Genomic DNA, 14,849 nt, shown 5'->3' with positions numbered 1-14,849 from the left:
AGTAGTACGACTACTGACACGATTTATTCAATGCCAAAACAAATTCTATGAATTACCGTATCATTCATCCTGTAAGAGTAATCTTCATTGTTTTAGCTTTGGTATTCCTAATTACCACTGCCTTCTTTTTTCAAAACTATTCAAGTGAAATCATTAACTGGGTTAACCATCTTGGCTGGTTTGCACCCCTTCTATTTTTAATTATATATTGTTTTGCAACCGTTATGTTCTTACCAACTATGGTAATCACTTTAGCTGGAGGAGCTCTTTTTGGCCCCTTTTTTGGCACCCTACTTAATTTATTAGGCGCAACCAGCGGTGCTGCTGTCTCTTTTTTAATTACCAGACATCTGGTGTATGACTGGTTTTCGCAAAGAAAAGGAAAAAGGCTAAGAAAACTAATTTCTGCCGTAGAACAACGGGGCTGGATGATTGTTGCCCTTCTGCGATTATTTCCGATCGTTCCTTTTAATATAGTCAATTATGGCTTAGGGATAACAGCGATAAAATTCCGATCTTATCTAATGACTACTTTTATTTTTCTTATTCCTGCTGAAATTGTTTATACCTATTTTGGTTATGCTGGAATGGAGGCTTTATTAAAACAAGGAGCTTTTTATAAAAACAAAGAAATCCTAATCGCAGGTTTAGTTGTCGTGTTGTTGTGCATTATTAAGCTCCTGCACCTTAATAACTTTCGTTTCAAATACTCAAAGAAGCAGATAATTGATTAATTAATGGATGCTCTACTGCAAATACGATGTCGTCTAGAGAAAGTATTGGACGAATTCCCTGCAAAGAGTTAGTTACAAAAAGAGCATCCGCATTTTTAAGCATTGTTTTTGTCAGAGAAGACTCGATACAACTTAAACCTTGTTGTTTAGACAATTGCAAAAGCCTTGAGCGGGTAATACCAGGAAGTACACCATCACTTATAGGAGGAGTCAGCAAACACTTATCGTGTATCAAAAATAGATTCGCACATGTGGTTTCTGTCGCATGATGCTGCAAGTTAAAAAACAATGCATCATCAGCGCCTAAAGAAATTGCTTGGCGACGGGCCAAGATAGCCTCTAAATAATTGACTGATTTAACTTGATAGATAGGGTTGTTTCCGTCTCTTAACCATGACGCGCTAACCAATCGTAACGGATGAGTTTCCACCGTATAATTAAAAGTCTGAAATATGAGTTGGCTTATCTTTCCTTGGGCTACCAATCCCCTAGGTGCAGAGCCTCCGCTTAAAATTGCTTTAATACCACCGTGATATAAATTATCACGTTTAATTTTATGAAGCAGATGTTCTAGCCACTGCTCAAAAGAAAGATCAAAGGGGATACCCAGTTTTTGTGCGGAATCACTTAACCGCTGCCAATGCAAATAGGCACAACATGGCTCAGAGTCTTCCACTTTAAGCGTTTCAAACAAAGCCTCGCCCAAAAAGATGCGATCATCGATTGGAAACGCAAAACTGCTTTCCCCTTCCTTGAGTACTCGTGTTCGTATCATAAACCGTACTTAAACCTATAATTTGAGAAAAAGCAGTTGAACTCATTGACGAGTCAGGTTAATAGTCTCCAAAATCGTCCAGTTCATCACGTAAACGTTTTTCATCCAACATATTTTCCAATCTTCTACGCGCGTCCAAACCACGAGGCACGGTCTCAGTAACCTCAGCCTCTACATCCAACTCGCTATCAACATCGACGAAGTCTTCTCCGACTTCTACAACAGCATCTTCATCATCTTCAAACAAATCACTCATACCATTCTCTCAATGAGTTATACTGTACCTGAAATCTAGGGGTTGTTGACCTTACTACCTTGGTCAAAATAATGAGTTTTAATATGCTCCAACACTCACATAGTTCATATATGCTGCGTTTCGGTGCCCTTAAATTTCATCATTTTGTCTTAATCTAGCGAATTGTCAACAGACCTAATATCAAAAGATCATAAAAAACCAGGACGGCTTATATACCGTATTTTTTCTTTCTTGCCTAGTTTTTTTTAAAAAAACCAGCGAATTCCTGAGTTTAAAGAGTGACAAATGCTTTAGAGCATCTCAATACCTTGAATTTTTACAATAAAGAATCGATAATTTAAAGAGAACAATACACCGATACCTGTATGACAGATCTAGTCAAAAAGGCTTTAAGAGATACGATGAAACAAATACGATCTAAGATCTCTATTTCGTATCGTGCCACAGCATCAAGTCAAGTATGTAATCGTATTCGCTTTTTGGAGCAATATCGAGATGCAAAACAAATTGCACTTTATTTTGCGATTAACGGCGAAATTGATTTGGATGAACTTTGGAAGAATGCACTCTTACAAGGAAAAATCTGTTATTTTCCTGTCCTTAATGAAGAAAATTCGACTCTTTCCTTTTTACCCGCATCATCTGATACTCCCTTTCAAAAAAATCGTTATGGGATTGCTGAACCTGCTGTTGATCCTAATTTATCCATTCCTGTAGAAGAGCTGGACTTGGCCTTAGTACCATTAGTTGCTTTTGATGTACGTTGTAATCGACTTGGTATGGGCGCTGGTTATTACGATCGTACCTTTAAAGGTAAAGAAAATTGTCCATTAATTGGTGTAGCTTACCAATTCCAACGTGTAGATTACCTTGAACCTGAACCTTGGGATATTCAGCTCAATGCAGTAATTACTCAGCGCGCCATTTATTGGTATGGCGGGTTTTAGGTTGCTTTTTTTTAGGTTAAAGCGTCTGCATTAATTTCTCCAGTACGCACACGGACCACTTGTTGCAATTCATAAACAAAAATTTTACCATCACCAATCTTACCTGTATAAGCAGATTTGCAAATCGCTTCAATTGCAGATTCAACCATATCATCAGGCAAGGCTAGTTCGATTTTAATTTTAGGGAGGAAATCAACTACATATTCGGCCCCTCGATACAACTCTGTATGCCCTTTTTGTCGCCCAAAACCGCGTGTTTCAGAAATGGTTATTCCCGGAACCCCTATTTCCATTAACGCTTCATGTACATCATCTAGTTTAAACGGCTTAATAATTGCCATAATCATTTTCATAATATATTCCGCTGTGATTATACTTTTGTTAGACTCTTTGCAAAAAACAAACATGGAGTGATTATGTTCGACCCCAAACAATTCGACGATTTAGCAAAAAAACTTTTTGCTGCTCTTCCCCCCAGTCTACAAAACATTGAAAAAGACATCCAACAAAAATTTAAAGAGGTACTGCAAGCAGCTTTTTCACATATGGATCTTATTACTCGCGAAGAGTTTGATGTACAAACCAAAGTTCTGGCGCGAACTCGAGAAAAAGTGGAACACCTTCAAAAACAAGTCGATGTTTTAATGACCCAGATTAACAAAGAAAAAAAGTAATTGCAGCATAAACTCTAGCGACAAAAAAAGCTCCTACATAATCTGTAGATTTTGCTTTAATGCAGAGTCTACATAAGTAAATGAGCACCCAGAGATAACGAAGCAGTAAAGGAAAAAATGCAGGTTATGCTCTAATAGGAAAATCTTGTCGAACAATTGTCCAACATCAAAGGAAATAAGCAATGAATCTTGCGTTTACTAAAACACGTAGTACTGTTGGGATATTGGCACAACCTGTGTCAGTAGAAGTTCATTTATCGAATGGCTTGCCTGGTTTTACCATAGTAGGTCTTGCTGAAACCGCCGTAAAGGAAAGTAAGGATCGCGTTCGTTCTGCGATTATTAATAGCCAATTTGAATTTCCCTGCCGTAAAATCACTGTGAATCTAGGGCCTGCGGATTTACCTAAAACAGGAAGTGGTTTTGATTTACCAATCGCTCTTGGTATTCTTGCTGCTTCAAACCAAATTCCCCAAAACCAATTATCCAACCATGAGTTTATAGCTGAGCTCGCTTTAAGTGGTGAGCTGCGAGGCATTTCCGCTATTATTCCTGCAGTTTTAGCTGCAAATAAAGACAACAGTTCACTTGTTATCGCCAGTGCAAATGCTCATGAAGCCTCATTAACTGGATATCAAAACATCTATAGTGCAAACAACTTGCGTGAAGTATGCAGCTACCTTTGTCAAGGAACTTCGTTACACCCACTTCCACCGAAACCAGAATCTTGTTCCATGCGATATGCAGAGGATTGGTCTGATATTAAAGGGCAGTTTCACGCGAAAAAGGCCATGGAAATTGCAGCTTATGGCGGACACAGTATTCTACTAAGTGGTGCTCCCGGAAGTGGAAAAACCATGCTAGCAAAGCGATTTAATACGCTATTACCTCAACTATCTGAAGCAGAAGCCCTAGAATGTGTGGCAATTAACTCCATACGGAGCAAATTACCTAACTTTGGTGAATGGAACTTTCCACCTTTTCGCGCACCTCATCATACGGCCTCACCTGTATCTTTAGTTGGTGGAGGAAATCCACCGAAACCTGGAGAAATATCTCTAGCGCATCATGGGGTTTTGTTTCTGGATGAACTACCTGAATTTAACCGACAAGTTCTCGAAACATTGAGGCAACCACTGGAATCAGGAACAATATGTATTTCAAGAGCTGCTGCTCAAATAGAGTTTCCAGCGAAATTTCAGCTCATCGCAGCAATGAATCCCTGTCCATGTGGACAATGGGGTAATCCTCAAGCGAACTGTTTATGCAGCCCTGATCGCATTAAGCGATATCATGCCAAAATTTCAGCACCTTTATTGGATCGTATTGACATGCATATCTCCGTGCAAGCGCTCACTCAAGAGGAATTAATTACCCCGAATATTAATCCTAAGAAACAAAGTGCTCTTATCCGAGAACGAGTGATTAAAGTACGAGCCAAACAATTGGAGCGACAAAATTGTCTTAATGCCCATTTAGGAGCAAACACATGCGAACAAATGTGTGCATTAGGTTCTCAAGAACAAAATTTTTTACGACAGTCTATGCTGCAACTCAAACTGTCTGCTCGGGGATATCATCGTTTATTGAAAGTTGCACGAACTATTGCAGATATGAACGAAAGCAGTGAGGTATGCTTAGATCATTTACAACAAGCATTATCCTTTAGGCATGCTTTACGCACCCCGGGATGAAGGGAAGAGTCATTAAGAAATTTCCCTTCACCCTATGAGGGAGAGGGCTCCAGTAAGGGCTGATGAGGGTATTGATTAGGCTATTAATAGCCTAATTCCAAATTAAACGCTAAATTGATTAAACGTATAAGATAATATATTACCGGAACAAACACTCCTAATCCGATAATAATTTTCATTGTTGATATTGAATAATGCAATGTTTCACCAAATTGGATCTCCTTATTTCCATAGAGTTTTTTTCTTTTACCTAAAAGATAACAGAGAAGCCATAAGCCATAAAAAGAAGAGGAGAACAAACTGATTCGTACTAGAGCATTGGTCATTTTCTGGTTGTTTACATAATCAACAGGAATATTAATAAGAAAAAGACAGAAGAGCCAAAGAAACATTGTTTTTGCTGAAACCTCTTGTTCTTCTAACGCGACAAACCAAATGAGAATCATGGGAAAAATTAATAAAGGAAAATAATAAACCCAGCCAAAAGGACTCATAAATAACATCATGGCCAGGGTCAGGCAAAATGGGTGGTGATTTATAGTCTTCCTTTCAGTTGGTCCTAATTTTCGCCAATACCATAAGAGCACAATAAGAAATAGAACGCTATAAAATAGATTAACCAGTTTTAAATGAAACATGTTAGGGAGTTTCTCACTCCCAAAAAATAGACGAAAAAAGAAACCATAAATTGAGGCATTCCAATTATCACCATACCAAAATACGCCTCTCATCATCCTAAAATAGTGCTCATAAACCATGGAGCCATGAATGAGTAAGGGAAGAAATGAAGCAATTAATAAGGTAACCAGCATGACTGCAAAAACTTGTTTACGACCTTGTTTTAAAACATAGAAAAATAACAATGCAGGAAACAATTTGACCGCAATGATAATACCCCAGGATATACCAGCAAGATAGTCGCGATGATTTAAATAAAAATAATACCCCACCATAATGAAAAACAATAAAATACAACCAAATTGCAGAGTCACAAGATTCATTAGTGTTGGAAAAAAAGCAAAATAAAGTAGATACAAATTGACCTTGTGTTCCTGCAAAAATCGCTTAGAAAAAGCATAATAAAAGGTGATGGTTATACCAATTATTCCTAAAATGAAAGACAGACAAACCCAAACAATTAATGCATCGGAATAACTTAATCGTGTCAAAAAACCAAATCCCCACAAAACAAATGGTGGATTTAAATTAGCCGGTAATATCTTTATGGAGGGCAAAAAAGTTGTATAGAAATTTCTATAAGGATTTTCGCCCTGTATTAATGCGTGAGACGATAGATAAAAAGAAGCGAAATCAACGCGTTGATAATCCTTAAAAATAAAATAGAAAAGCAAACAGTAAAAACTCAGCAATACTAAAATGCATAACTGCTGATAACGATTACTCATGGGTATATCCTTGGATGTTCCGTATTAAATTTCACTGCCCCTGTGAATTCCTAAATCCTACCCTCGATTACTTAAAGCATCAAAAATTGCCATACGCACAAAAACACCGTTAGCAACTTGGCTCAGGATAAAAGAGTTTGCTCCATCTGCAACATTACTGTCTATTTCGACACCTCTATTTATAGGTCCTGGATGCATCACCATGACTTCAGGTTTAGCATAAGCCAGGCTTTCTTGTGTTAGAGCAAAATCACGCCGATAAGAATCGAGATCCAAATGATCGGATTCTAATAAACGCTCATGCTGTACACGCAAACAAATCACTACATCTGCATCAGTTAATCCATCGCGTAAATTATGGGTTACTCGTCCATAATGCACCGTCTTTGGTTGCCAAAGCTCAGGAGCAACCAACACAAGCTCTCTCACTCCTAATTGGGCGCAAATACATTGAAATGAATTGGCCACTCGCGAATGCCTAATATTTCCTAGAATAGCTATTTTTAAGTGCTCTAGTCGCGGTTTTTGCTCAAGGATCGTCATCATATCAAGCAAAGCCTGACTTGGATGTGCATGGGTGCCATCACCTGCATTAATTATATGAACTGAATCCCCAATTTGATTCGCTAAACTTTGCTGTATTCCATCTTGGCGGTGACGAATCACAAAATATTGGATTCCCATAGCAGCAAGGGTGCGAACTGTATCTTCAATGCTCTCTCCCTTTGTCTCTGAAGAGCTCTGTAAGTCTAGATTAATCACTGGCATAGATAATCGATTGGCGGCCAATTCAAAACTTACACGAGTTCGAGTACTGTTTTCATAAAATAAGTTTGCAACAGTATTGTGTGCATACGAAGGATAATGATTATGGTGTTTGAAATAAACTGCGCGTTGCAGTAAAGACTCAATCTGTTGTCGTGATAATTGACTAATTTCTAAAAAATGATTCATAAAACCCTTATCTTTTTAACTTAGCCACCATGTTGCAGCCACTGCTCAAGTATAACACAAGCCGCTATACTATCTACTTCAGATTGTTTGATTTTACGATATCCACCTTGTGCAAACAATTGTTCTCTGGCCTCAACTGTTGTGAGTCGCTCATCAACTAAATGAACAGGTAAAGGAAATCGTTTACGCAATTCTTTGGCAAATCGACGCGCGGCAGGGGTTGTATATAATTCACTACCATCAATACACGTGGGAATACCAACGATTAAGGCTTGAGGTAGCCATTCCGCAATGACTTTGGCAACCGCATTCCAATCAGGAACACCTGCACGAGCACTTAAAGTTGCAAGGGGGGAAGCACTACAGGTTAGTTGTTGACCTACTGCAACACCAATACGTTTGTAACCAAAATCAAAACCTAAATAAACAGGACTAGGCATGGCCGATATTTGAACTCAGTTGACTCATTTTGATCCCTAAAGTGGCCCCTGCATATTCCCAACGATCTTCAAAGGGGACCTCATACAGAATCTCGGAACGATAGGGACAAACCAACCAAGTATTTTCTAGAATTTCTTTTTCCAATTGACTTTCCACCCATCCAGCATAACCTAAAGTAATTAAAACATCTTTAGGACCTTTATCTTCTGCGATGGCACGAATAATATCATTTGATGTAGTTACCGTCACCTCATCTTGTAGAAACAAGCTGGATCGCCAACCACCAAATTGTTTATGAATCACAAATCCCCTCTCAGGTTGTACTGGCCCACCGAACATTAAAGGCTTTCTGCTTTGCTCTATATGAACAGGCTCAATATGTAATTGTTCAAAAACAATAGCGAGAGGAAATTGCATGGGACGATTGATGATTAAACCTACAGAACCTTGTTCATGATGTTCACAAACATAAATCACTGTTCTTTCAAAATTAGGATCATTTAGGGACGGCATTGCAATTAGCAAATGATTAGCCAATGAGCTTATAATTGCCATGAGCCCTCCCGAAAAGTTAATTAGTTATAGGTCTATATTAATTATACACCAATTGCATATTTTTTATGCAAAATATTTAAAAATCATGCACGACTGTTACTTTTACATAAAGTGTTGCTTGCAGAGAAAATGGCCTTCCCGCAGTATAAGATACTGATGAGGAATCGGTATCCTGCGCTCCCTCAGGACTTCCTAAAGAAACCCATTTATTTAATGGCACCATCAACGTTGTATCAATATTTTGGTTATCAAATTGTTGTCCACCTGCGGGATTTTGTTGTTCACGTATTCGACGCACTTTTAATTCTACCTTGGAGCCACGCATAATAGGTTGGACCAATAATCCATTTTTAATCTGATGTTGTTCGTAGGATATTCCTGTAAAATATCCTGCACCTACAGAGGTGACGATTGGCACTTCTTCTCCAGTAGATACGAATGCAGATTCGCCGCTCATGACTTTAACTGATTGTGAGCGCTTTACTTCAGCTGGAGATTGCGAGCTATAGGTTACAGAGTTTTCATTTTGTGCACTGAGCCAATTAGGGTCCCCTTGATAAATAGAAATTTTAAATGTTACAGGAGGCACATCAATTTGATGCAATACGGTTCTAATTTGGGTTAGTGTTTGGGGAGAAACCTGAACAATTAAAGTTTGCCCAGAACCACTTATCTTTTCCCCAGATTGCAACAGGGGTTGCACTAATTGGATAACTTTTTGGACTGGGACATAGTGCAGTTCAATCACCTTGGTAATTAGCGTTTGCGAAAATACATTATTTGCCAACAACAATAAGCCGATTAACCAGAATCGCTTCATCCTGAACTCCTTGTCCCTAGTCATCATCCATGGATTTCAATTAAGGAATATTTTTATTGTGGTAAACCCCTAATATTTTCAATTGTAGACCAATATAAAAAATCAATGGAGTAAAATAAAAATATTTTTATTTTTAGGGCTGTTTACAATTCCCCCACGGGTCTGGGGCAAGATGTTGCAAATACACGAGTATGTAAGTATCGGAACGCATAAAATTGCAAAATTTTGGCCAAGAGGGTAGAATTGCAACCAGATTTGGTCTTGAAAAATCAATGAACAAAAACGAAAAACGATTTGAACCCTAATTCAATAGTTTTGTTCCTGAAAAAGTTTGGGTATACTTCTCCGAAATTTGCTTAAGAGATGCGAACATCATGGGTAGCATATTTAATATGTTTGGTCCTTCACCGATAAGACCAATAGAACAACACATGCGAAAAGTACACCAATGCGCTAAGCAGCTCTACCCATTTTTTGAAGCAGTCCTAAAAAAAGATTGGACAACTGCCAATAAAATAAAAGAAAAAATAATTTCTCTCGAAAAGGAAGCGGATTTAATCAAAAGAGATCTACGCCTTCATTTGCCAACTGGACTTTTTCTCCCTGTTTCGCGTACTGACCTTCTTGAACTTCTCAGTGCCCAGGATTTCATTGCAAATAAAGCAGAAGACATTGCGATACTGATCGTCAGTAGACAAATGATCATTCCGGAGACGCTCATTCCGATTTTTATGCCTTTTTTAAGCCGTTGCCTGGATGCATCAAAACAGGCATGTAAAGCAATCAATGAATTAGATGAACTGCTGGAAACAGGCTTCAGGGGCTCTGAAGTTAAAATCGTGGAAGAAATGATCTTGACACTTTATGAGATTGAACATGACAGCGATGAACGTCTAGCAGATATCAGACATCGTATTTTTGAAGTCGAAAAAGAGTTATCTGCAATTGATGCAATTTTCCTCTATAAATTGGTCCAATGGATTGATGATTTAGCCGATGGTGCTCAACATGTGGGCAGTCGTCTTCAAATTCTAATAGCTCGGTAGTCGAATTCTATGGATTATTCAATTATATATCTTCTTGTAGCAGTCGTTTTGTGTTTTATGATGACTTGGGGTGTTGGCGCTAATGATTTGGCCAATGTCATGAGCACTACCATGGGCTCAAAAGCAGTTACAGTCAAACAAGCCATGTTGATCGCCATAATTTTTGAGTTTGCCGGCGCATTTTTAGGAGGGACTGGTGTTACAGAAACGATGCGTGATGGAATTATTAATTCCAGTCAACTCTCAGGACAACCATTAATCCTTATTGAAGGGATGTTGGGGGTTTTATTAGCCTGCACTATTTGGATGAATCTTGCGAGTTATCTTGGAGTCCCTGTTTCTATTACTAATGCATTAGTAGGGTCAATGGTCGGTTTTGGTACCATAGTATTAGGGACGCAAGCAATTCACTGGAATCAAGTGAGTCGCATTGCCATAAGCTGGGTTACTTCCCCAATGATTTCAGGAATTACCGCTTTTATATTATTTACCAGCATCCAACAAACTATTTTTGTTAAAAGCAATCCACTAACTAAAGCAAAATTGTACATCCCTATTTACCTTTTTCTCATTGGCTCTATTTTGTCATTTATCACTGTATTTAAGGGACTTAATCATTTCCACATTCATCTGAATTTTAAACAAAATTTAGCGGTAACCCTAGCAACCAGCATCCTTATTACGATTATAGGAATGATCATTATTAAGCGTATTCCTGAACCCCATAGAATAAGACGCAGAGAACGATTCATACAAGTTGAAAAGTATTTTGCAGTACTTATGGCTATGACTGCATGTGCAATGGCTTTTGCACATGGTTCAAACGATGTCGCCTTAGCTGTTGGACCACTCTCAATCATTCATAGTTTGGTCATGAGTTCACATCAAACCTTTAATGCGACTGACTATCCTGCATGGATTATATTATTAGGCTGTGTAGGTGTGGTAACTGGACTGCTTATGTACGGTAGAAAAGTAATTGAAACCGTAGGTAGTGCCATCACGGCGCTTACACCCAGCCGTGCCTTCGCAGCAACGCTTTCTGCTGCAACAACCGTTGTGGTAGCAACAAGTACAGGAATTCCGGTTTCTGCAACACAGACATTAGTTGGGGCAGTTCTTGGAGTAGGGTTGGCACGAGGTATTGGTGCATTAAACTTGATTGTCATTCGCAACATCTTCATGTCATGGGTTCTAACTTTGCCTGCTGCATCTATTTTAACGATTCTGGCTTATAAATTATTGCATTTCGCTTTGGGTTAAAGCGGAATAGATTTGTCTACTCCTTAAGGATTTGTAGCCGGGCTACACGTTCTTAAGAAGTTACAAAATGAAGCCAGGGAAACGAAGAATAGATTAAAATTCTTCCCAGATTTCACCCTTTTCGTTCTTATAATCTTTATTATCACGCATCAGAAAAATACGTTTGTGTTTATTAATTTCTTTTATTTGCGATGCAGACTTATCATGAGTTGCATCAAATTCATATAAAAATTTATCATAAGGACTTACATACGCTTTATCTATATCGTTTGAGCTCATAACTAATCCAAAATAACTTTAATTTAAACCGGGTATTTTATAGCTTTTTCATCTAAGTTACCATTATTCTAACTTTAAAAGAAATTAGAGGCGACGATGAGTTTGAAAAAAGCAGAGTTACATGTCCATTTGGAAGGATCGATTACTCCTAAATTAGCAGCAAAACTGGCTGCTCGTAATAAATTAGTGCTCCCTGAAGGCCTCGTCGCTCCCGATGGAAAAAGTTATTTATCCAAAGATTTTCTCGATTTTTTAAAGGTATATGATACGCTCGCAGCGGTAATCCGATATCCCCAGGATTATTATGATATTACTTTAGACTACTTACGCGCTCGTGCCCAAGAGGATGCAATTTATGTAGAAATGATGTATTCCCCTGATCATGCTGAACTCTCCAGCAAGATCCCTTCCGCAGAGCATTTGACGGCAATTCAACAAGCAATTGACGATGCGAAAGAACAATTCAACATAGTAGGACGGATTATAATGACTGCAGTTCGTCATTTTGGTGTTGAAGCAGTAGAACGTGTTGCCAAACAAACTCATAAAGATAGATTTCCTTGCGTCACCGGATTTGGTTTAGGAGGTGATGAAGCAAAATTTCCTCCTAAATTATTCAGCAAGGCGTACCATATTGCAGCTGATGCAGGTTTGCAGTGTACCGTACATGCTGGCGAATTTGCGCCCGCAAGCGGGATGGTCGAAGCGATGGAAAATCTACCAATCCAACGCATAGGACATGGTGTTAATTCAATTTACTCACCAGAAACCATGGCTATGGTAAAAGACCGGGATATTACTTTAGAGGTCTGTCCTACAAGCAATATCTTTTTGGGTTTGTTTAAGAACATGGGGGAACATCCTTTTCCTAAGTTTTATGATGCAGGTATAAAGATCAGCATCAGTTCAGATGATCCACCCTTTATGAGTACTACCTTGGGTCAGGAATATCAACGAGTACAAAAATCTTACGGATATAGTGATGAGACAATGAATAAAATTACACGCATGGCTATAGAAGCCGCTTTTGTTGATGAGCAAACTAGAGCAGAGCTTTTAGCAAAAATTTAATTCGCTAATCTGAAAGTAAAATAGCCTGGTAGCAGCCAAACTGCCCCAGGTTCTCATTGCTAATTAAAATTTATGTATAGACTAAAATAAATAATAAATAGATAAGGAAATCTTATGCGTATTATATTATTTCTAGTTTACTCTTTGTGCTCTTTTAATTTGCTGGCTCAACCAGTTCTCATTGGTACATCAGACTATGGGCCACCTTTTGAAATCGCAGCAAAAGATAAGACTGATTTTTATGGCTTTGAAATTGATCTTATGAGAACAATATGCAAACGTGCACAACTTGACTGTCACTTTAAAAGTTTTAGCTTCAATGATTTATTTAATCAACTTCGAAACAACCAAATCGACTTAGCCATAGGAGCGATCACAATTACCCCCGATCGACAAAAAGATTTTCTTTTCAGCCTCCCTTATCTTATAGGCGGAGGACAATATGCAACTAAGGTATCGAGTTCAATTAAAACGATTCATGATATTAAGGGCAAAACTATTGGAATGGAAAAGGGAACCATTTTTAAGGCCTGGGTTGAATCACAATTTGGTGATACAGTTCAAGTAAAGGAATATGACACTTTAGCAGACGTATTACAAGCCCTTAATGACAATGAAGTCGATGCAGTTCTACTTGATAGCGGTACCGTTGAATTTTGGACTGCGAATAGCAGTGACCAATTGAAGTCAGTTGGCGCTCCAATGGGAGCAGGATATGGTATTATGGCTAATAAAAATAATGAGACCCTCATTGCTACAATTAACAAATATCTTCTTGAATTAGAAAATGATGAAACCTATTTAAAATTATATCGACGTTATTTTTGAGTATGAAGAGATTCAGTAAAAGTAAAATCGGTTATTACTCTCTACGAAGCATCTCTAGGCAAGGCTAATCATTTCGATGCATTTCACCTAATAGTTGTTCAATATAACGTCTGCACGTCAAAGGGTTGTGTAAAAAATTAATGATGCGACGCGTACCACCAGTACCTGTAATACAGACCATCCCATAACTCAGAATGCTGCCCAAGATCGATTGACGGATGTCTATTGCTTCAATCTTACTTAATGGGATATCAATCGTTTGTCTCACAATAACCCCAGTGCGAATAATAACTTGATTTCTCTTGATTGTGATGGAAGAAAAATAATAGGTCATCCAGGTCATACCAATCCATATCAAAGCTAAAGCAGCAAGACCATATCCAACCTTGCGTAGAAAATCTACCTCTACATAGTTAACAATTGCCAAAGCAGCACATAAACATAGAACTGGGTAAAAAAATATTATCCAATGCATTCGGGCAAAAAAAATAACGTTTTTATCGTATGGCTTGTCAAACATTGATTCACCTATAATTCTGAATTGTCTACTAAAAAAATTATAATATTGTATTTAACTCATATTTACTATTCTATACTTTGCACGAAGTATATACTAACTTTACTAAATATTTTTCATTTAAGTAGAAAATGCGTTCTATCAGCCATTGCCTAAATAAACAACTTGCCGACATATGCCAACGCTCTGTTCAGTTAGAAGAACTTTCAGATAAAGTGAGGCAAATGCTTCCTGAAGCTTTAGCAAATGCATGTTATGTAGGAAGTTTTAATAAAGGCTGTTTGCTATTAACAACTACCGATGCTGTCTGGGCATCACAATTACGTTATGCTGTTCCTGAGTTGCGGGATAAATTACGCAAAGAAGGAGGAATGTATCAACTGTCTTCAATTAAAGTAGCTGTTATTGAATCAATGGTTCACTATGAAAAATCCACATCCACTTCAAAACATGTATTATCAGAAAAAGCTAAAGAAATTATCATTAGCGAAAGTCAACAATGTAATTATGAACCGTTACAAAAAGCATTATTGCATTTAGCAGATGGGGATGATTAATTCAATATAAATCTAAATATTGTAGCCATTGT

19 protein-coding genes are annotated in these 14,849 nt (G+C 38.0%); 9 read left to right on the top strand and 10 right to left on the bottom strand.

What is annotated here, in order from left to right; all coding sequences use genetic code 11:
- The first annotated feature begins 47 nt into the window (after positions 1–47).
- Positions 48–734 (top strand): TVP38/TMEM64 family protein, encoded by a 687-nt coding sequence (locus Lstg_RS08395; RefSeq protein ID WP_058477222.1) that lies wholly within the window; start codon positions 48–50, stop codon positions 732–734.
- Here the strand turns inward: Lstg_RS08395 and Lstg_RS08390 are convergent.
- Positions 703–1,509: an aminotransferase class IV gene (locus tag Lstg_RS08390; RefSeq protein WP_058477221.1), complete on the bottom strand. Its 807-nt coding sequence runs from the start codon at positions 1,507–1,509 to the stop codon at positions 703–705. The two genes, Lstg_RS08395 and Lstg_RS08390, sit on opposite strands and share 32 nt — an antisense overlap.
- A 58-nt stretch (positions 1,510–1,567) precedes the next feature.
- The gene (locus Lstg_RS08385) at positions 1,568–1,765 is read right to left on the bottom strand and encodes a PA3496 family putative envelope integrity protein (RefSeq protein ID WP_058477220.1); all 198 of its coding nucleotides are present in this window, start codon (positions 1,763–1,765) and stop codon (positions 1,568–1,570) included.
- Positions 1,766–2,130: 365 nt separating this feature from the next.
- Between Lstg_RS08385 and Lstg_RS08380 the strand changes: the two genes are divergently transcribed.
- Positions 2,131–2,712 (top strand): 5-formyltetrahydrofolate cyclo-ligase, encoded by a 582-nt coding sequence (locus tag Lstg_RS08380; RefSeq protein ID WP_058477219.1) that lies wholly within the window; start codon positions 2,131–2,133, stop codon positions 2,710–2,712.
- An 11-nt stretch (positions 2,713–2,723) separates the two neighbouring features.
- On the opposite strand, the gene Lstg_RS08375 is transcribed toward Lstg_RS08380, so the two are convergent.
- A complete protein-coding gene (locus Lstg_RS08375; RefSeq protein WP_028380978.1) occupies positions 2,724–3,065 on the bottom strand; it encodes a P-II family nitrogen regulator in 342 nt (113 codons plus the stop codon).
- 63 nt (positions 3,066–3,128) lie between these two features.
- Between Lstg_RS08375 and ubiK the strand changes: the two genes are divergently transcribed.
- Complete coding sequence (gene ubiK, locus Lstg_RS08370; protein WP_058477218.1) at positions 3,129–3,386, top strand: ubiquinone biosynthesis accessory factor UbiK; 258 nt, start codon at positions 3,129–3,131, stop codon at positions 3,384–3,386.
- A 182-nt stretch (positions 3,387–3,568) separates the two neighbouring features.
- A complete protein-coding gene (locus Lstg_RS08365; protein ID WP_058477217.1) occupies positions 3,569–5,080 on the top strand; it encodes a YifB family Mg chelatase-like AAA ATPase in 1,512 nt (503 codons plus the stop codon).
- Positions 5,081–5,163: 83 nt separating this feature from the next.
- Here the strand turns inward: Lstg_RS08365 and Lstg_RS08360 are convergent, their stop codons facing one another.
- From Lstg_RS08360 to Lstg_RS08340, 5 genes are all read right to left on the bottom strand, one after another.
- Positions 5,164–6,486 carry a glycosyltransferase family 87 protein gene (locus Lstg_RS08360; protein ID WP_058477216.1) on the bottom strand — a complete coding sequence of 441 codons (1,323 nt, stop codon included), beginning with the start codon at positions 6,484–6,486 and terminating at the stop codon, positions 5,164–5,166.
- 57 nt (positions 6,487–6,543) lie between these two features.
- Positions 6,544–7,440: an aspartate carbamoyltransferase catalytic subunit gene (locus tag Lstg_RS08355; protein WP_058477215.1), complete on the bottom strand. Its 897-nt coding sequence runs from the start codon at positions 7,438–7,440 to the stop codon at positions 6,544–6,546.
- Positions 7,441–7,460: 20 nt separating this feature from the next.
- On the bottom strand, positions 7,461–7,880 hold the full coding sequence (gene ruvX, locus Lstg_RS08350) for a Holliday junction resolvase RuvX (RefSeq protein WP_058477214.1): 420 nt from the start codon (positions 7,878–7,880) through the stop codon (positions 7,461–7,463).
- Positions 7,873–8,436, bottom strand: coding sequence for a YqgE/AlgH family protein (locus tag Lstg_RS08345; protein WP_058477213.1), 564 nt, complete (start codon positions 8,434–8,436; stop codon positions 7,873–7,875). Before Lstg_RS08345 ends, ruvX begins: the two co-directional genes overlap by 8 nt.
- A gap of 76 nt (positions 8,437–8,512) precedes the next feature.
- Positions 8,513–9,256, bottom strand: coding sequence for a type II/III secretion system protein (locus Lstg_RS08340; protein WP_058477212.1), 744 nt, complete (start codon positions 9,254–9,256; stop codon positions 8,513–8,515).
- A gap of 374 nt (positions 9,257–9,630) precedes the next feature.
- Between Lstg_RS08340 and Lstg_RS08335 the strand changes: the two genes are divergently transcribed.
- Entirely contained in the window at positions 9,631–10,302 is a 672-nt protein-coding gene (locus Lstg_RS08335; protein ID WP_058477211.1) for a TIGR00153 family protein, read from the top strand.
- Between the two features lie 9 nt (positions 10,303–10,311).
- Complete coding sequence (locus tag Lstg_RS08330) at positions 10,312–11,565, top strand: inorganic phosphate transporter (RefSeq protein ID WP_058477210.1); 1,254 nt, start codon at positions 10,312–10,314, stop codon at positions 11,563–11,565.
- Between the two features lie 93 nt (positions 11,566–11,658).
- Here Lstg_RS08330 and Lstg_RS08325 read toward each other — a convergent pair whose 3' ends face one another.
- Complete coding sequence (locus Lstg_RS08325; protein WP_058477209.1) at positions 11,659–11,844, bottom strand: CBU_0585 family protein; 186 nt, start codon at positions 11,842–11,844, stop codon at positions 11,659–11,661.
- Between the two features lie 96 nt (positions 11,845–11,940).
- Here Lstg_RS08325 and Lstg_RS08320 point away from each other — a divergent pair, with 96 nt between their 5' ends.
- Positions 11,941–12,915 carry an adenosine deaminase gene (locus tag Lstg_RS08320; protein ID WP_058477208.1) on the top strand — a complete coding sequence of 325 codons (975 nt, stop codon included), beginning with the start codon at positions 11,941–11,943 and terminating at the stop codon, positions 12,913–12,915.
- Positions 12,916–13,029: 114 nt separating this feature from the next.
- Positions 13,030–13,743, top strand: coding sequence for a transporter substrate-binding domain-containing protein (locus Lstg_RS08315; RefSeq protein ID WP_058477207.1), 714 nt, complete (start codon positions 13,030–13,032; stop codon positions 13,741–13,743).
- Positions 13,744–13,807: 64 nt separating this feature from the next.
- Here Lstg_RS08315 and Lstg_RS08310 read toward each other — a convergent pair whose 3' ends face one another.
- A complete protein-coding gene (locus Lstg_RS08310; RefSeq protein WP_058477206.1) occupies positions 13,808–14,263 on the bottom strand; it encodes a PH domain-containing protein in 456 nt (151 codons plus the stop codon).
- Positions 14,264–14,391: 128 nt separating this feature from the next.
- Between Lstg_RS08310 and Lstg_RS08305 the strand changes: the two genes are divergently transcribed.
- Positions 14,392–14,817, top strand: coding sequence for a DciA family protein (locus Lstg_RS08305; protein ID WP_058477205.1), 426 nt, complete (start codon positions 14,392–14,394; stop codon positions 14,815–14,817).
- The last annotated feature ends 32 nt before the right edge of the window (positions 14,818–14,849 follow it).

The sequence above is a fragment of the Legionella steigerwaltii genome (assembly GCF_001468065.1).
Classification (GTDB): domain Bacteria; phylum Pseudomonadota; class Gammaproteobacteria; order Legionellales; family Legionellaceae; genus Legionella; species Legionella steigerwaltii.
Note: the sequence above shows the minus strand (reverse complement) of the source record. Positions and strands in the feature narration are given on the sequence as shown.